Origin of the sequence: Streptococcus mitis (assembly GCF_000960005.1) — a bacterium.
Taxonomy (GTDB): Bacteria; Bacillota; Bacilli; order Lactobacillales; family Streptococcaceae; genus Streptococcus; species Streptococcus mitis_CK.
In genome coordinates this window covers 186040-202262 of the sequence record NZ_JYGP01000002.1, presented here as the reverse complement: position 1 = coordinate 202262, position 16223 = coordinate 186040, and the positions used below count along the sequence as shown (strand labels likewise).

The window sequence follows — 16223 nt, the reverse complement described above, 5'->3', positions numbered from 1 at the left end:
ACCTCCTTAATCTTTTTTACAACAAGATTCAAATATCTCCTTCTGCTCTTTGATTTTTTGGTCAATCTTGGAACAATCCTTGTGCTCAATTTTTCTCTGGCACCGTTCCATTTCAAGAGCAACTAATTTTTTCTTGATTTTAAGCATTTTTTTGCTCATGTGTGCTTGATCTAACACCCCCACCGCTCGTTCGTGGTGGGTTGATTCAACAAAATTCTGGCGCATGGCATCCAGCTTTTCACGTAGGTATTGTTTATCCATGTCTATATCTCTCTAATTTTTCAATCATTACTAAAAATGGTGGGTTGTTGACTTGGTTTAAAGTTCGGTAAATGGCAGCTGTGTACTCTTGTTGATTCAACTGGCTAACAAAATCCAAAACAGCATCCCTCTCTAGGTCGCCTCCTTCATGACCATAGTAGATCATGATAGCAATCCGTCCACCTTTGACAAGCAAATGACACAGTTTTTCTAATGCTTCGATCGTTGTCTGAGGTTGGGTGATGACAGACTTATCAGCTGATGGCAAATAGCCCAGATTGAAAATTCCTGCCTTGGCTTCTGTCACAAACTGGTCCAGTGTCTCATGACCTTGCAAGATTAATTGGGCATTTGTCAAGCCAGCTTGATGCAAACGCTCTTGGGTCTTTTCCAAGGCTTGTTCCTGAATATCAAAGGCATAGACTTGCTTGGCTAGCTTGGCTAAAAAAAGCGTGTCATGACCATTTCCCATGGTCGCATCCACTACGATATCGTCCTGAGTTACTACCTCAGCCAAAAAATCATGTGCCATCTCAAGTGGTCTTTTCATTTTCAAACTCCTGTTTTACAGCCTTACATCCTTGAACGCTTCCACGACGTCGCATCTCCATCTCAATGCTGTTGAGAACTTCCCATTTATTGAGGCTCCACATAGGCCCAATCAGCATATCTCTAGGTGCATCTCCCGTAATTCGATGGATGACGATATGTTTGGGAATGATTTCCAGTTGGTCGCAGATAACCTTGACATATTCGTCCTGGCTCATCAGTTGCAAGCGTCCTTCGTGGTAATCACGTTGCATACGCGTATTGGTCATCAGGTGAAGCAAGTGCAGTTTAATCCCTTGAATATCGTTATCCGTGACACAGCGGCGGACATTTTCAATCATCATCTCATGGGTTTCACCAGGAAGTCCGTTAATCAAATGAGAAACAATCTCAATCTTGGGATATTTCCTCAAACGCTTGACCGTTTCCACGTACAATTCATAGGAGTGGGCACGGTTAATCAGGTCAGAGGTTGTTTCATAAGTAGTCTGCAAGCCCAATTCAACCGTCACATGCATGCACTCCGCCAACTCAGCCAAATATTCGATAGTTTCGTCTGGTAAACAATCTGGCCGTGTTCCGATATTGATTCCTACTACACCTGGCTCGTTGATAGCCTGCTCATAGCGCTCCCGAATAACTTCAACCTTTTCATGGGTGTTGGTAAAATTTTGAAAATAAACCAGATACTTCTGAACATCCGGCCACTTACGGTGCATAAAGTCAATTTCCTTATAAAATTGCTCACGGATAGGCGCGTCCGGTGCTACGATAGCATCTCCAGAACCTGAAACCGTACAAAAAGTACAGCCTCCATGAGCCACAGTTCCATCACGATTGGGACAGTCAAACCCCGCATCAATAGGGACTTTAAAGGTCTTTTCTCCAAATAGTTTTCGATAATAATCATTCAAGGTATTATAAGATTTCATAACTTTCATTATAACAAAAAACACCCACAATCTCAAAAGCCTGACTTTCCTATAAATTCCTCTGTTTCTCGTTTCCTTTAGCGATTTTTTATGATACAATATGGGTATGATTTTAATGAAATTAGCATCTATTTTATTATTGATACTGACCTTAGTAGTCTGCATTATCATAACCAAACTTTTTAGATTAAAAAAACTAGGACGAAACTTTGCGGATTTGGCTTTTCCAGTCTTGGTATTTGAATATTACCTTATTACAGCTAAAACCTTTACCCATAATTTCCTCCCTAGACTGGGACTAGCCCTCTCACTCCTAGCCATTATTCTCGTTTTTTTCTTCCTTTTGAAAAAACGCAGCTTTTACTATCCTAAATTCATCAAATTCTTCTGGCGTGCAGGATTCTTATTAACCCTTGTCATGTATATCGAGATGATTGTTGAATTGATGGCTCAGAAATAAAAAACTAAATCGAAAACACCTCAATCAAACTAAAATACAATGATTGAAGTGTTTTTTCTTTATATCTTTTTTAATAATTCTTATACTCAATGAAAATCAAAAAGCAAACTAGGAAGCTAGCCACAGACAGTACTTGAGTACGGCAAGGCGAAGCTGACGTGGTTTGAATTTGATTTTCGAAGAGTATTATTTTCCTTCTTTATCAGGAGAGAGGTACCCAATACCAATGCAAGCTAGTACGCCCGCTCCAATTACCAAGCCACTTGAAATTGGCAAAAGGTCCAAAATTGCATTCGCAATAATAAAGGCAATAATCAAACACATCAGACTAGCCTTGTAGTCTTTTTTCAAAAGATTCTCTAGAGTGAAAAAGAGGAACAGCCCTACCGGAATCAATGACCAGAGGTTGACATTTAAACTTGGCCATCCAACAGAACCAAAATACACTACTGTCGCTGCTGCTACTAAAAATATAATCCCTAATAATTTTTTCATTTTTTATCTCCAATTTCTTTTTTATGAACTTGAGTTATCTGATAGTGACATCTCACGTCCCTTACAAAAATCATTATAGCAGAGGTCAGTTTCAAGAACAAGCTCTTTTGTCTATCTGGTCTCTATCTCGGTCTAAATGGTTCAATAATTAAGAAAAAAAGAAACCCAGTAGAATGAGTTTCTTCTCTTTGCCGATTGCAGGGTTTGAACCTGTGACCTAGGCTTTACGAGTGCCTTACTCTACCAACTGAGCTAAATCGGCGATTACACTTACAGTATAGCACTCTGAGAATAGGTGTCAAGAAATTTTCATCTCTATTAAAAAAGCCTGTCCTGAGACAAGGCTTTGATATTCTATTATTTACGAACCTGCACTTTCGTAGGCATCCAAGCCCCTATCCCAGAGTTTAAGGGAAATGACAAAGAAAACAAGGGAAATCAACATCAAACCTCCGATGTTAAAGATTACATCCTTGTCCTGCAAGAAATAGCTGGCAGGATAGTAGGCCGTAAAGGCAAAAGGTACAATAAAACTGATTAACCAACGAAGAAATGAATTATAAATCGAAATCGGGTACTTGGCAAAGTCATTGAACATATAAAAAATGTAAATCATGGCGCCTGACTGCTTGGTCCAAAAAGCGATACTAGCTGTCGCGATTTTCAAGGAAGTATAAATCAAGGTCGCAAAGGGAATACAGACTAGGAAAAGTAGGAATTTTGGAAGGGTCCAAGCAATGCTGGTCACAGTTGTTGCTAGTAAAATACCCCCGACCAAAAGTTCTCCCAAGGCATCAATCTGAAAGGTCTCAACTAGGATGTGAAAGAGAGGATTGATAGGACGAGTCAGATATTTGTCAAATTCTCCTTTTCGAACCAAGCGTTGACCTAACGCCCAGAGATTGTCAAAAAAGAGATGGTCCAACCCCTTAGGAATCAAGGAAAAGCCATAAATAAAAGCAATCTCTTGAAAGGTCCAGCCTTCTAGGGATGGGATGTGTTGAAAGATGACATTGAGAAACAAGAGGTTCAAGCCTTGGGTCAGAAAAACTCCCAGGACACCAACTACAAAATCCACCTTGTATTCCATGATTTGCTTGATGTATTGTCTGATAAAAATCAGATGCATGCGTTGATATTTTTTCATACTAACCTCCTTGAATGGTGATAAAGGACTGGACTCGTTTCCAAATCAACTGAGACAAGCCCACCATCACTAAGAGCCAGAAAAACTGCAAAGCGAGCGCCTGAAGAATCTGATTGGCATCATATTTCCCAACGATAATCATGACCGGAGTGTAAATCAAGGATGAAAAAGGCAGGAAGGACAGAATATCTGAAACAACCTTTGGAAAGAAAGCCAAGGGAATCAAACTTCCAGACATAAAAGCCACTATGGAAGTCTTAAGTAGGTTGGAACCCCAAAGATTTTTAAACACAAAGGCAGAAAATCCAAAGCAGATATTAAAGAAAAAGTTAATCAGATAGGCCAGCGTTAAGCTAAAGAGATAAAGGACAGTTAATCCCAGCACTTCTACAATCCCTTGCCCAGATAAGATTTTCGTTAACACGATGACACTTAAAAATGGAAGGCCAACAGAGATAAAAATCAACCACTTGGAGCCAAGCTCTGTGAAAAGATAAGAGGCCGCAAAATGCACTGGTCTCAGTAAGCGCATGATGATGGAACCATCCTTGACCTCCTCCCCAATCATAAAGGACGAATCTGACCTAGTCAGAAGATTTGTCACAAAACTCATAATGATGTAGAGGGTGATATCTGCCATACTAAAGCCCTGAATCAAAGACTCCTGGGAGGAATCAAAGACTGCCTTCCAGAGATAAAAGGCCACAAAAGCCCCCATGACATCGCCAATCCGATAGAGAATAAAGTTTACTCGGTAGGTAATCAATTCCTGAACACCTGCATTGATAAAGGGTTTATAACGTCTCCACAATTTGACCATCTTAGAGCTCCTTTCGGTAGAAGCGACGGATAATATCCTCGATATCCGTATCCACCATCTTCAAATCGCGGATTTCAAAATCAGACAGGGTTTGCTTGATAATATCAGCTGACTGGTAACGAGAACTATCGAATTCAATGTTAAGACTATTCCCTTGTCTATCAATGATCATATCAGGCAGGCCTTCATAGTGAGAAGCGAGATGACTTTGACCTGGTAGCAGTTCAAAGGAGAGAGTCTTCATCTTGCCAAAGGTCTCCTTGAGTTGGCTCACCGTTCCATCAAAAATCTCCTGCCCCTTATCAATCATAAAGATCCGATCACAGAGTTGCTCAATATCGCTCAGGTCATGAGTTGTCAAGAGAATGGTTGTTTCTTCCTCTTGATTGATTTGGGTGATAGCTCGACGAATGTTATCCTTGACTGAAACATCCAAACCAATGGTCGGCTCATCTAAAAAGAGAACCTTGGGATTGTGAAGTAAGGAAGCTGCAATGTCCGCCCGCATGCGTTGCCCCAGCGAAAGAGTTCTCACGGGATCCTTGATAAATTCTTTCAAATCCAAGACTTCATTCAAAAAGTCCATACGCTTATGAAAGAGCGAGTCTGGCACATCGTAAATCTCTTTTAAAACCGTGTAGGTCTCTTGCAGGGCCAAATCCCACCATAGCTGGGTGCGTTGTCCAAAAACTACGCCAATATCTTTAACATAATCTTGACGATTGTCCTGTGGAATCTTGCCGTTAATCCGACAAAAACCAGATGTCGGTTTTAAAATTCCGGTCAGCATTTTAATGGTTGTCGACTTCCCTGCACCATTGGCCCCGATAAATCCTAAAATTTGTCCTTTTGGGACCTCAAAGGTCAAATCCTTGACCGCTTCAAAGGTCTGCTTTTCAGGATAAATAAAGGAGCGCAAAGCCCCCTTCAAGCCCGGTTCCTTAACAGTCTTCACAAAATTTTTCTGAAGATGTTCCACTTCTATCATTGCCATATCTATCTCCCTATCGTAAGGAATAGCAACATTGTATTTTTGACTACAAATATTCTAAATCCTTACTTTCTAAACCTGCTACATTTTTTTATTACAGAAGGCTTTATACCAACCTATTATAATCCAATAAAAAATAGAATGCAAGCGTTTGCCTAAAGTTTATGAAATTGAAAGTTTTTCTCTTAAAATAATACTTTTAATCAAAAATTCTGGTCTAATCGTTTTCTTAAAACACCAAAAAACCCACCCAATGGGCAGGTTTCATCTGTATTATTCAGCTAGATTAAGCTTTACCTTCTGAACCGAATACGTCGATACGTTCTTCAACTGATGCTTGGATAGCTTTTACACCGTCAGCCAAGAATTTACGTGGGTCGAAGAGTTTTTTCTTGTCGTATTCTGCTTCGTTTGCTTCGTAGTCACGAGCAAATTTACGAGTTGCGTTAGCGAATGCGATTTGGCATTCAGTGTTAACGTTAACTTTCGCAACACCAAGTTTGATAGCTTCTTGGATTTGCTCATCAGGAATACCTGATCCACCGTGCAATACGATTGGGAATCCTGGAACAGCTTCAGTCAATTTTTGCAAGTGATCAAGGTGAAGACCTTTCCAGTTTTCTGGGTAAGGACCGTGGATGTTACCAATACCAGCTGCCAAGAAGTCGATACCAGTTTCAACCATTGCTTTAGCGTCTTCGATTGGAGCCAATTCACCATCACCGATGATTCCGTCTTCTTCACCACCGATAGTACCAACTTCAGCTTCCACTGATACACCATTTGCATGAGCAAATTCTACAACTTTACGAGCTTTTTCAAGGTTTTCTTCAACTGGAAGGTGTGAACCATCAAACATAACTGAAGTATAACCAACTCGGATACACTCAAGTGCATCCTCGTAGTGACCGTGGTCAAGGTGGATAGCTACTGGTACAGTGATACCCATTGATTCAACAAGGTTAGCGATCAAGTTGCGAGCAACTTTGTAACCACCCATGTATTTAGCAGCACCCATTGAAGTTTGGATCAAAACTGGAGCTTTTTTAGCTTCTGCTGCGCGCAAGATAGCTTGAGTCCACTCAAGGTTGTTTGTGTTAAATCCACCAACTGCATAACCGTTGTCACGAGCTGCTTGGACAAATTTTTCTGCTGAAACGATTGCCATTTTATCAGGCCTCCTGTATATTTTTATGGGTCATCCCATTTACATTGTTCATTTTATCACTTTTTTACAAAAAAATCTAGTTTTTCCCGCAGTTTCGATTGAATTTCTTCTAGCTTCATCCATGTAAACCCTTTCTCTCCCTAGTCTTGGGCGACTTTTGGAAAAGTTATGAAGAAGGTCAAACGATTCTCCTCCATCTCGAAACGATAAGGTAATTTTTCATGTTCTAATAGACTCTTGACCACAAAGAGCCCCATCCCAGAACCCTTGGCCTTGCGACTAGCATTGTCAGAAAAAGACTGGGCTAGTTTTTCTTGTTCTTCTGGACTGCAGCTATTTTCTATAAAAAGTTCACCTTCTCTCTCTCCAATGCGAACCAAACTACCTGGAGCAGAATGCTTGATGGCATTGCTGATGAGGTTAGAAAGAATCAACTTCATAACTGATGGGTTTAGATAAGCCTGCTGATGAGTCAAACTATTGTCTATCTGGAGCTCTCTATCCTTGGCTAGTAAGGCATAATCCTTAACCAGACTTTGCGTCATCTGGTATAAGTCAATTTGTTCCCTATCATCTCGCAATTCCTGCACAGACGAGAGAGAAAGTATCTGGAGAACGTGGTGATTGAGCTCATCTACAATCCCCAAGGCAACTCCCAGATAGCGGTCTCTGTCCTTATAACGCCCGACATTTTCTTTCATGTTTTCGATCAGGATTTTCAAACTAGCCAGAGGTGTTTTCAATTCATGAGAAGCCCCTCGTAGGAATTCGACCTTCATCTTTTCCAGCTGGAGAATAGCTTCATTCTTGTCATGCAAGTCCGCAATAACAGTCAAAAGATGCTGGTAGAGGCTATTGATTTGTTCCTTGAGATCACCGATCTCATCCTTGGAATCCACGCGCAATCGCACTTGGGAATCCAGTTCCATCATTCTACGAGTCACCCGCTTGATTTCCAAAATCGGGGCCACAATGGTCCGAGCATAGATGTAGGCCACCAAGAGGGAAATTAGAAAGGATGCCAGCAGGGTATAGGGAAGAAATTGGAGACTAATTTGCTCTGCTTCCTTTTGTAAATCCATGGAAGCTAGAAACTGGAGAGTCATGGTACCACCGTCCTGCGTTGTCACCTCGCGCTCCTCGATAAAAAGAGAGGTTGTCTGACGTTCCATATCCAGAGGAAGGCTGTCCTTGACTTCTAACTTGTCCTCGGTCATCTCGCCCTTAACGGCCCCCTTGATATCACTAGTCTGGGAATACAAGTCTAACACTTGCTCGATGCTCTGCCTATCCTTACCTTCTAGGGACTGGGCAATGGCTGTCGCTTTCTGACCAATGGTTTCCTGTCGGTGGCTCAGATAAGTAGAAGGAAAAAGAAAATAAATAGCTAAATGAAGGCAGATAACCAGAACACTAAATATCGAGAAGGTATAGATAAATATCTTTGTAAATAAACCTGTTCGTTTCATTTTCGCTCCAATTTATAGCCAACATTGCGCACAGTGAGGATGCAGTCCAAGTCTAGCTTTTTCCGCAATTCCTTGATATAAACATCAATGACGCGGTCAAAGGGAACCTCATCAGTCGCTTTCCATACGGCATCGATTATCTGAGATCGGGTCAAGGCCCTTCCTTCATTTTTAACCAAATAATCAAGAATTTCCAACTCTTTAGCATTGATAGCTACTTCCTCACCTGCTAGGCTTGCACTGTAGCTCTCAAAATCTACCTTGGCATCCTTATAAGAGAAGATTCGTCCTGTATCGTAGTATCGCTTGAAAATCGCATCCACCCTCACTTTTAAGAGGGAGAGGGAGAAAGGTTTTTCCAGATAGCCATCTGCCAAAGAGGCAAAGGCACTCATCTTGTATTCCTCATCCTGAAATGCAGTCAACATCAAAACAGGAACCTGACTGGTTTTACGAATCTCAGCTAGGACTTCTAAGCCATTGAGCTTGGGCATCTGAATATCCAGTAAAACCAAGGCTACTTCATAGCTGGAAAATTTTTCTAAGGCTTCCTCACCGTCCGCCGCCTCAATGATTTCATAACCACAATCCGTCAAATAATCACTGACCCCCTCACGGATCATCTCTTCATCTTCTACAATTAAAATTTTCATAGAAAAAACGTTTCACATTCCTTTAAATTTCTTGTAAATCATCTCAATTTCATCCTGAAAGGAAGAGGCCTTATCAAGATAAAATAGATAAAAATGCTACCTATATTATACCCCATTTAGGGGAGAATAGGTAGCAAGTTTGTTATTCACTATCCAGCAGAAGCTCTTTTGGTTGTTTTCTGAGGAGATTGCTTGAAGCAAGCGCCATAACGAGAACCACTAGAACCAAGGCTAGGACAAAGACGATGATAAAGTCCGATGTCTGAATGGAAATATCTAGGCTCGACAAGGTCTTACTAAAGCCATCTACTTCTGCACCACCACCAAGGTTAGAGGCCTGAGCAGCCTTGCTGGCTTGCTTGGCAATACCTGAAGTGACATTGGCAAGAACAGTATTTCCGATTGCACGCGCTGTGTAGTTGGCTAGGAAGTAAGCAGAAACAAGAGCAGGGATGGCAATCAAGATTGATTCTGTGATAAATTGACCCAGGATACTTGCCTGCTTGAGACCAATAGAGAGGAGAATACCCACTTCCTTGCGACGGGCATTGATCCAAAGGCTGAGTAAGAGGGCAAGGAGAAGAACTGAGAAACTCAAGCTGCCCCAGAAGAGGAGGTTAGCCATCTTGTACATACCAGAGATGGATTGCTCTAGAGCTGGGTAGTTAGAGGAGCTCTTCACAAGTGTGTAGCTCTTCCAGTTGATACCGCTGATACCGTTCAACTCTTTCATGACATCATCCAAGTTTTTGTCTGCTGTTACAAAGAAGGTTGCGTCCCCATAAATGGCTGTGTCTTCTGTGTATCCATAAAGTTTTGCAGCAGTGTGAATGTCTGTAATAGCTGTGTTTTCGTATAGTTCTTGTGAGTAGGTTACTGCCGACTTATTGTGACCATCAAAGAGTCCCTTGATTGTCACTTCGACTGTTTCCTTGGCACCTTTTTCATTATCTGCATCGTAGATATTAGAGTCTAGTTTGACCTTGTCCCCTACTTTCCAACCGTGTTTAGCTGCCAAGTCCTTGTGCAGAAGGATCTTGCCTTTATCATCGTTAGTTAGGTGCTCACCTTCGACCAGCTTATAAGATCCGGAGACAAACTTGTCTTCTTTGGAGGAGTCATTGACACCTGTAATCATCAAGCTACTTCCAAAATGTTTAGCTCGGTCAGGTGTCAGATTTTTCTTGGTATCTGGCGTTTCGATGAGTTCATAGCCAGTCAAATCTCCAATGGCATTGATGCGTTTAACATAAGACTCAATGGCCTTGTTTTCGGTGATTTTTTTGATGTCCTCACCTTTAATATTCCCAGCACCACGTGGCGTTCCTTGATTGACGCGACGATTGATTTGCATGGAGAAGCTGTTGGTGATATTTTTAAAGGTCTCCTGAGAAGCCTTGGCAGTAGCTCCCTTGATCGACAAGCCGACCAAACTCAAGCTCGCCATGAGGAGAATAATCAGGAAGATAACAATCGATTTGAAAAACTTCCTTGTAACATAGGCAAATGCGTTGTGTAACATAGGTTCCCTTTCTAGATTTGATTTAATAATTCTATCAAAACAAGCTCATCTTATTTTGTAGTGTTGCGAGTTTCAGTCAGTTTCTTATCCTTTAATTCAAGTGTAATATCTGACGCTTGTGCCACTTCTTTACTGTGGGTGACGACAATCACACATTTACCTGTTTTCTCGGCAAGTGATTTGAGCAGTTCGACAATATCTCCAGCAGTTTTAGGGTCCAGATTTCCCGTTGGCTCATCCGCTAGAATAACTGGAGCTTCTGAGACCAAACTACGAGCAATGGCAACACGTTGCTGTTGACCACCTGATAACTGGAGAACATTCCGCTTAATCTGACTTTCATCCAAACCAAGTTCAAGAAGTGTATCCTTGCTTGCTTTTTTGTTGACCAAGCGGATATTTTCCAGTGGAGAAAGATAATCTATCAAGTTATAATTTTGAAAGACCAGGGAAATATGGTGCATACGATGGTAAGAATAGCCCTTCTTACGAATGTCCTCTCCTTGAAAAAGGATAGAACCTTCAACCGGACTATCTAGACCAGCAAGTAGGGACAAGAGTGTGGATTTTCCTGCTCCTGACTCACCAATAATACTGTAAAATTTCCCGGGTTCAAAATTATAATTGATCTGATATAGGACTGCTTCAGCAGTGTTCTTATAACGGTAGGTAACATCTTGTAATTGTAATAAAGTCATGATTTCTCCTTCTTAACTAATAGATGATAAAATTTCTTTCGGCGATTTTCTAAATAAGAATAGGAAACAAAGGGCTACAGACAAGCAACCAATCAAGAGCAGAAAGACATAGGATTCTGCAAAAGATAATAAACTACTTGATAGACCACTTGCTTTGGCTAGCGTGTCTTGTAAGACTGCTTGATCTCCACTTGCTAGTAGAGTTTGGAGTAGGTAGGATGTGATTGTGTTTTCTGCAGCAAATGCTGGAAGCAAAGCACCAATAGATACCAGAACTACCTCTAAACAGAATTGTAGGAAGATCGAGCTCTTGCCTTTTCCAAGTGCCAGTAAAATCCCCACTTCATAGACCCTTTCTCTCAACCAGAGAGACAAAACAAGAATTAAGGCCCCTGCTCCTGCTATCAACATCCCATAAAGGAAGATGGTTAGGAAGGTTTGGAAGGTAGCAACCGAGTCTTTGATTTGTTCAAAAGCCTTATTTTCCTTCTCAACTTGGTAGCCTTGATTTCCCAAGGCCAAGTTTTCTACCTGCTTCATGAGTTCGTCCATTTCCTTAGGATTTTCTACATAGAAGCGCGCTGCACTGACTAGAGGTTCACCATTACCCAGAAGGCTTTGGCTACTTTCATAGTCTGTAAAGACCTGGTTTTCACTGAAGTCAGAAGACAAACCTGTAAATTTCTCTTGTTTTTTACCAGAGAAGATTCCGACGATTTCAAACTCGACAGTTTGTCCTTTACCAGCCTCTGACTGACCAGCTTCTAAGGCAATCTTGTCATGAAGGGAAAGACTATTCTTCTTAGCCAACTCTTCGTGGATGATGATTTTCTTGGAATCCCCTTTTTGAAGGTGTCGCCCTTCTTTTAAATTGAAAGCCGAACTGGTAAAGGTCACATCCTTGGATGAATCCTCAAGAGCCGTTAAGCTAACCAAGTTCTTGTCCGCCACTGACAAATCATCACGCTCCACGCTCTGCTCGCCACTCACCGCTTCCTTGTCTTTTAGTTTTGCGACTGTCTCGAGTTCAGGAGAAACATTTTCCAGTCCCTTAATCTTGCTTACAGATGCTAGGTCTGACAACTTGAAGGTCTGACCATTTTCTATCTTCTTAATAGAAAAAGATGTGTTGAGTGATTTATAAAGATTGCTTTCTACTGTTTTGTTGGACTTCATCAGCGTCAAACAGGCTGAAATTCCAGCCAATAGGACCAATAAAATCAGAAATAAAATAAAACTTCTCAGTCTTTTTCTGCTGACATAAGCCCAAGCTCTTTGGATTGGATTCATTTGTCACCTCCATATTTGTAAGACTATTATAAAATCCAAATATGAAATGTTTATGAAATACAAAAAAAGAGCAAAAATTTTTTGCTCTACTTGAATTATATGAAAAAAGAGCTAGCCTAAGCTAACTCTTATCCTATGCGGAGAGAGGGACTTGAACCCTCACGACCTAAAGCGGTCACAGGATCCTTAGTCCTGCGCGTCTGCCAATTCCGCCATCCCCGCGTCGATTACTTTACTAGTATATCAACTTTTAGGATGCTTGTCAACACTTTTTTTCAATTTTTTTCATTTCATCAACCAAATTACTCAGAAAGTTCATTTAGATTTTCATCTACTAACTTAGCTCCAAGTGTGTTTTTGAAATGACCTAGGGCAAATTGATGATTTTCAGGCCAGATGGAAGCAACAGCCGGTTTAACAATCTCGATGTCATATCCTAGATTATAGGCATCTATAGCTGTATGCAGGACACAGATATCCGTCAAGACACCTGTTAAGATAACGGTAGACACTCTCCGCTCTCTCAAACGGATATCCAGGTCAGTCCCTGAAAAAGCAGAGTAATGGCGTTTATCCATCCAAAAGACACGACTGTCTGAACCATGCTCTTGATAAAAGATCCCCAAATCTCCGTATAAATTCCGTCCACTAGTCCCAATCAAATTGTGAGGAGGAAATAGTTTGCTTTCTGGATGGAAACAATCGTTTTCTTCGTGAGCATCGATGGTAAAGAAGATATAATCTCCGCGTTCAAAAGCTAATCGAGTCACCTTGCTAATAGCTTCCGAAATAGCCTGAGCTGGAGCACCTGCTGTCAATTTTCCACTATCTGCAACAAAATCTTCTGTATAGTCAATCGAAATTAAAGCCTTAGTCATTAGTAATCTCTTTTCTTCACTTCTTCAAAAATATCTGAAATCAAGACCTTAAGATAGGTTCCCTTCATTCCAAGTGAGCGACTTTCAATAATTCCTGCAGATTCAAGTTTACGAAGGGCATTGACAATCACAGAACGGGTGATTCCGATGCGGTCTGCAATTACAGACGCAGTCAACTGCCCTTCATTTCCATTTAATTCCCCTAAAATTGCTGAAACAGCACGGAGTTCGGAATAAGAAAGGGTATTAACCGCCATGGTAACAGCAGTACGGCGGCGAATATTTTTCTCATCTTCTTCACGTTGGAAATTAAGGAGTTGAATCCCAACAACGGTACTCGCAATCTCAACAAGAATCAAGTCCTCGTCTTCGAATTTTTTATCATTGCGCCAAATAATCAAAGAACCAAGGCGAATCCCTGATACATGGATTGGTGCAATGGTCGTCAAACCATCTGGAAAGTCGGCACGACTTTCCACAGGAAAAATACTTAAATCATGATCAACTGTCAGATTGGCTTCTGTATCGTAAATCATGTTCGCACCTTGAATGTAGTCATCCGGGAAAATTTTAGTTTGGAAGAATTGCTCTACACGATCTGTATTGGTTTTGTAACGCATAAAATAGCCAAGGAGACGTCCCTTGCTATTAACGATACAGGCGTTACAGTCAATAATATCTGCCAATTGACGGGTAATCGCATTGTAGGGGAGTTCTTCCTGCAACTGCTCCTCTGAGCGCTTCAGGATAGAAGTAATTTTTCTAGTTTTTTCTAATAAATGTGCCATTTTTCACCTCGAATTTAATCGCTATCATTATAACATAAACAGCTTGAATTTTCAATTATTATCTGAAAATTGCTTATTTAATTGCAATTTAAAAAAACAAGAATATTTTTAATTAAATTACTTCTTTTCTATTGACAAGCCCCCTATTTTTGTGTATCATAATATTACAAGAAGATAATATATCTATTTTATTTATCTTTCTTTTCCATTCGGTCTCCTTATATAAAAAAGCGATTCATTTTGAATCGCTTTTTCTTATTTATCGCCCTTGTTACGAATAACAAAGCCTGTTTGCTTTTCGCTTGAAGTATTGCGTGGTTTTTTATTATCCTTACGGTAACGTTTTTCCTTATCAAAACGATCATTGCCACGACTTCCTTTTTTGAAATCATCACGACGACCACCACGACGGTTGTCTCCACGGCGATTATCACGACGGTCATCTCCACGACGACCTCCCTTAGCTTTACCACCGAAGCCATTACCTGATGGTTTAAATGGCAGTGGTTTTTCACGTGCAATCTCCACTTCAGGAAGACTATCTGGGTCTTGAACAGTCAGACTCAAGATATACATTGCCAATTCTTCTGGAGTAAATTCGGCAGCTAGCTTACGAGCATCCTTACCAAATTTCTCAAAGTTGGCACGGATAGTCTCATCTGCAAAATCACGTTCAATTTTCTTGAGAGCTACGTGTTTTTTAGCTTGGAAGGCTTCTTCTGCACTTGCAGGTTTGAGACCTTTCATGCGTTTCTTAGTCAAGTTTTCAATGATTTGGAGGTAGCCCATTTCATTTGGTGATACGAAAGTAATAGACTGACCTGACTTACCAGCACGACCTGTACGACCGATACGGTGAACATAACTTTCAGGATCTTGTGGAATATCGTAGTTATAGACATGGGTCACACCTGAAATATCCAAGCCACGCGCTGCAACGTCCGTCGCAACTAGAACATCCAGATTACCGTTTTTAAAATCACGAAGGACACGAAGACGTTTGTTTTGGTCCAAATCACCATGAATTCCTTCTGCACGGAAGCCACGGATTTTCAAACCACGAGTCAATTCATCTACACGACGTTTTGTACGACCAAATACGATAGCAAGTTCTGGTTGTTCCACATCCATGAGACGAGTCATGGTATCAAATTTTTCTTGCTCTTTAACTCGGATATAGTATTGGTCAACCAATTCTGTTGTCAATTCCTTAGCCGCAATCTTCACATGCTCAGGTTCTTTCATAAACTGAACACCGATACGTTTGATGGCATCTGGCATAGTTGCTGAGAAAAGTAAGGTTTGACGGTTTTCAGGGACACGAGAAATGATAGCTTCGATATCTTCAAGGAAGCCCATGTTGAGCATTTCATCCGCTTCGTCAAGAATAAGAGTTTCAATATCTTGTAATTTCAAGGCCTTGCGTTTAATCAAGTCCAAAAGGCGACCAGGTGTTCCCACCACGATATGGGCACCAGATTTAAGAGCCTTAATTTGTTTTTCAATGCTTGATCCACCATATACTGAGCGAACCTTGACTCCCTTACTGCGACCAAAGCGGAAGAGTTCTTCTTGACTTTGGACAGCGAGTTCACGAGTTGGAGCGATGACCAAGGCTTGAATGGTCGCTTCTTCTGTACGAATTTTTTCAAGAGTAGGCAAGCCAAAGGCTGCAGTTTTTCCTGTACCAGTCTGAGCTTGACCGATAACGTCCTTACCTTCAAGGGCCAAAGGAATAGTTTGTTCTTGGATCGGACTGGCTTCTACAAAACCAGCTTTTTCAATCTCTGCTAGCAAATCAGCAGACAAGTTTAATTCATTAAATTTCACGTTATTCTTCTTTCTAAAGGTGGTGCGAAGCCACCCTATAGGGCTTAGTTTATACTTTTCTTTTTATGACGTATTTTCATATACTGGATACAAAATCGTGTTGCTTCTTTTCCACAAAAGAAAAGTACTGTTTTCTTTGCAACCTATCTAGTATAACACAAGAACAGAGCAAAAGATAGCCCAATCCATCGATAAACTCATGTAAACGATTTTTCAGAGAAAATAAGGATGAAATTTCCACTATTTCATAAACTTTTTTAAAGCGTAGCAGA

General features: G+C 40.9%; 17 protein-coding genes and 2 tRNA genes. 1 reads left to right on the top strand and 18 read right to left on the bottom strand.

Annotated features, from left to right (window positions below; translation table 11 throughout):
• Positions 1 to 6 precede the first annotated feature (6 nt).
• Genes TZ90_RS02325 through mnmL form a run of 3 tightly spaced genes read right to left on the bottom strand, consistent with a single transcriptional unit; the run spans position 7 to position 1751 of the window.
• Positions 7 to 261, bottom strand: a complete 255-nt coding sequence (locus TZ90_RS02325) for a hypothetical protein (RefSeq protein ID WP_000361085.1) — start codon at positions 259 to 261, stop codon at positions 7 to 9.
• Positions 254 to 811 (bottom strand): tRNA 5-(aminomethyl)-2-thiouridylate-methyltransferase MnmM, encoded by a 558-nt coding sequence (gene mnmM / locus TZ90_RS02320; protein WP_045606009.1) that lies wholly within the window; start codon positions 809 to 811, stop codon positions 254 to 256. Before mnmM ends, TZ90_RS02325 begins: the two co-directional genes overlap by 8 nt.
• On the bottom strand, positions 795 to 1751 hold the full coding sequence (gene mnmL / locus TZ90_RS02315; protein ID WP_045611246.1) for a tRNA modification radical SAM protein MnmL/YtqA: 957 nt from the start codon (positions 1749 to 1751) through the stop codon (positions 795 to 797). Before mnmL ends, mnmM begins: the two co-directional genes overlap by 17 nt.
• Positions 1752 to 1842: 91 nt before the next feature.
• On the opposite strand from mnmL, the gene TZ90_RS02310 reads away from it, so the two are divergent.
• Positions 1843 to 2202: a DUF3397 family protein gene (locus TZ90_RS02310; protein WP_004242853.1), complete on the top strand. Its 360-nt coding sequence runs from the start codon at positions 1843 to 1845 to the stop codon at positions 2200 to 2202.
• Positions 2203 to 2388: 186 nt separating this feature from the next.
• Here the strand turns inward: TZ90_RS02310 and TZ90_RS02305 are convergent, their stop codons facing one another.
• The 15 genes from TZ90_RS02305 to cshA all read right to left on the bottom strand — a co-directional run bounded on the left by TZ90_RS02305 (position 2389) and on the right by cshA (position 15951).
• A complete protein-coding gene (locus TZ90_RS02305) occupies positions 2389 to 2697 on the bottom strand; it encodes a hypothetical protein (protein WP_045611244.1) in 309 nt (102 codons plus the stop codon).
• A 189-nt stretch (positions 2698 to 2886) separates the two neighbouring features.
• Positions 2887 to 2959: transfer RNA gene (locus TZ90_RS02300), tRNA-Thr, on the bottom strand.
• A gap of 99 nt (positions 2960 to 3058) precedes the next feature.
• On the bottom strand, positions 3059 to 3844 hold the full coding sequence (locus tag TZ90_RS02295; RefSeq protein WP_045611242.1) for an ABC transporter permease: 786 nt from the start codon (positions 3842 to 3844) through the stop codon (positions 3059 to 3061).
• 1 nt (position 3845) lies between these two features.
• Positions 3846 to 4664 carry an ABC transporter permease gene (locus TZ90_RS02290; protein WP_045611241.1) on the bottom strand — a complete coding sequence of 273 codons (819 nt, stop codon included), beginning with the start codon at positions 4662 to 4664 and terminating at the stop codon, positions 3846 to 3848.
• Position 4665: 1 nt separating this feature from the next.
• Positions 4666 to 5658 (bottom strand): ABC transporter ATP-binding protein, encoded by a 993-nt coding sequence (locus TZ90_RS02285; RefSeq protein WP_045611239.1) that lies wholly within the window; start codon positions 5656 to 5658, stop codon positions 4666 to 4668.
• A gap of 283 nt (positions 5659 to 5941) precedes the next feature.
• On the bottom strand, positions 5942 to 6823 hold the full coding sequence (locus TZ90_RS02280; RefSeq protein ID WP_033684898.1) for a class II fructose-bisphosphate aldolase: 882 nt from the start codon (positions 6821 to 6823) through the stop codon (positions 5942 to 5944).
• 140 nt (positions 6824 to 6963) lie between these two features.
• Positions 6964 to 8292 carry a sensor histidine kinase VncS gene (gene vncS / locus TZ90_RS02275; protein ID WP_045611237.1) on the bottom strand — a complete coding sequence of 443 codons (1329 nt, stop codon included), beginning with the start codon at positions 8290 to 8292 and terminating at the stop codon, positions 6964 to 6966.
• A complete protein-coding gene (vncR, locus tag TZ90_RS02270) occupies positions 8289 to 8945 on the bottom strand; it encodes a response regulator transcription factor VncR (RefSeq protein ID WP_045611235.1) in 657 nt (218 codons plus the stop codon). The genes vncS and vncR overlap by 4 nt, the downstream gene beginning before the upstream one ends.
• Before the next feature lie 142 nt (positions 8946 to 9087).
• Entirely contained in the window at positions 9088 to 10467 is a 1380-nt protein-coding gene (vex3, locus tag TZ90_RS02265; RefSeq protein WP_045611233.1) for an ABC transporter permease subunit Vex3, read from the bottom strand.
• Between the two features lie 50 nt (positions 10468 to 10517).
• The gene (gene vex2, locus TZ90_RS02260) at positions 10518 to 11165 is read right to left on the bottom strand and encodes an ABC transporter ATP-binding subunit Vex2 (protein ID WP_024057461.1); all 648 of its coding nucleotides are present in this window, start codon (positions 11163 to 11165) and stop codon (positions 10518 to 10520) included.
• A gap of 12 nt (positions 11166 to 11177) precedes the next feature.
• A complete protein-coding gene (locus tag TZ90_RS02255; RefSeq protein ID WP_045611231.1) occupies positions 11178 to 12455 on the bottom strand; it encodes an ABC transporter permease in 1278 nt (425 codons plus the stop codon).
• Positions 12456 to 12591: 136 nt separating this feature from the next.
• Positions 12592 to 12677: transfer RNA gene (locus tag TZ90_RS02250), tRNA-Leu, on the bottom strand.
• Positions 12678 to 12757: 80 nt separating this feature from the next.
• Positions 12758 to 13333 (bottom strand): cysteine hydrolase family protein, encoded by a 576-nt coding sequence (locus TZ90_RS02245; protein ID WP_000158736.1) that lies wholly within the window; start codon positions 13331 to 13333, stop codon positions 12758 to 12760.
• A complete protein-coding gene (gene codY / locus TZ90_RS02240) occupies positions 13333 to 14121 on the bottom strand; it encodes a GTP-sensing pleiotropic transcriptional regulator CodY (RefSeq protein WP_000940738.1) in 789 nt (262 codons plus the stop codon). The genes TZ90_RS02245 and codY overlap by 1 nt, the downstream gene beginning before the upstream one ends.
• Before the next feature lie 255 nt (positions 14122 to 14376).
• Complete coding sequence (gene cshA, locus TZ90_RS02235; RefSeq protein WP_045611229.1) at positions 14377 to 15951, bottom strand: degradosome RNA helicase CshA; 1575 nt, start codon at positions 15949 to 15951, stop codon at positions 14377 to 14379.
• Between the last annotated feature and the right edge of the window lie 272 nt (positions 15952 to 16223).

Coding starts and splice junctions, on each gene's coding strand:
- TZ90_RS02325 (WP_000361085.1), bottom strand. CDS start 261: ATGGATAAACAATACCTACGTGAAAAGCTGGATGCCATGCGCCAGAAT.
- mnmM (WP_045606009.1), bottom strand. CDS start 811: ATGAAAAGACCACTTGAGATGGCACATGATTTTTTGGCTGAGGTAGTA.
- mnmL (WP_045611246.1), bottom strand. CDS start 1,751: ATGAAAGTTATGAAATCTTATAATACCTTGAATGATTATTATCGAAAA.
- TZ90_RS02310 (WP_004242853.1), top strand. CDS start 1,843: ATGGGTATGATTTTAATGAAATTAGCATCTATTTTATTATTGATACTG.
- TZ90_RS02305 (WP_045611244.1), bottom strand. CDS start 2,697: ATGAAAAAATTATTAGGGATTATATTTTTAGTAGCAGCAGCGACAGTA.
- TZ90_RS02295 (WP_045611242.1), bottom strand. CDS start 3,844: ATGAAAAAATATCAACGCATGCATCTGATTTTTATCAGACAATACATC.
- TZ90_RS02290 (WP_045611241.1), bottom strand. CDS start 4,664: ATGGTCAAATTGTGGAGACGTTATAAACCCTTTATCAATGCAGGTGTT.
- TZ90_RS02285 (WP_045611239.1), bottom strand. CDS start 5,658: ATGGCAATGATAGAAGTGGAACATCTTCAGAAAAATTTTGTGAAGACT.
- TZ90_RS02280 (WP_033684898.1), bottom strand. CDS start 6,823: ATGGCAATCGTTTCAGCAGAAAAATTTGTCCAAGCAGCTCGTGACAAC.
- vncS (WP_045611237.1), bottom strand. CDS start 8,292: ATGAAACGAACAGGTTTATTTACAAAGATATTTATCTATACCTTCTCG.
- vncR (WP_045611235.1), bottom strand. CDS start 8,945: ATGAAAATTTTAATTGTAGAAGATGAAGAGATGATCCGTGAGGGGGTC.
- vex3 (WP_045611233.1), bottom strand. CDS start 10,467: ATGTTACACAACGCATTTGCCTATGTTACAAGGAAGTTTTTCAAATCG.
- vex2 (WP_024057461.1), bottom strand. CDS start 11,165: ATGACTTTATTACAATTACAAGATGTTACCTACCGTTATAAGAACACT.
- TZ90_RS02255 (WP_045611231.1), bottom strand. CDS start 12,455: ATGAATCCAATCCAAAGAGCTTGGGCTTATGTCAGCAGAAAAAGACTG.
- TZ90_RS02245 (WP_000158736.1), bottom strand. CDS start 13,333: ATGACTAAGGCTTTAATTTCGATTGACTATACAGAAGATTTTGTTGCA.
- codY (WP_000940738.1), bottom strand. CDS start 14,121: ATGGCACATTTATTAGAAAAAACTAGAAAAATTACTTCTATCCTGAAG.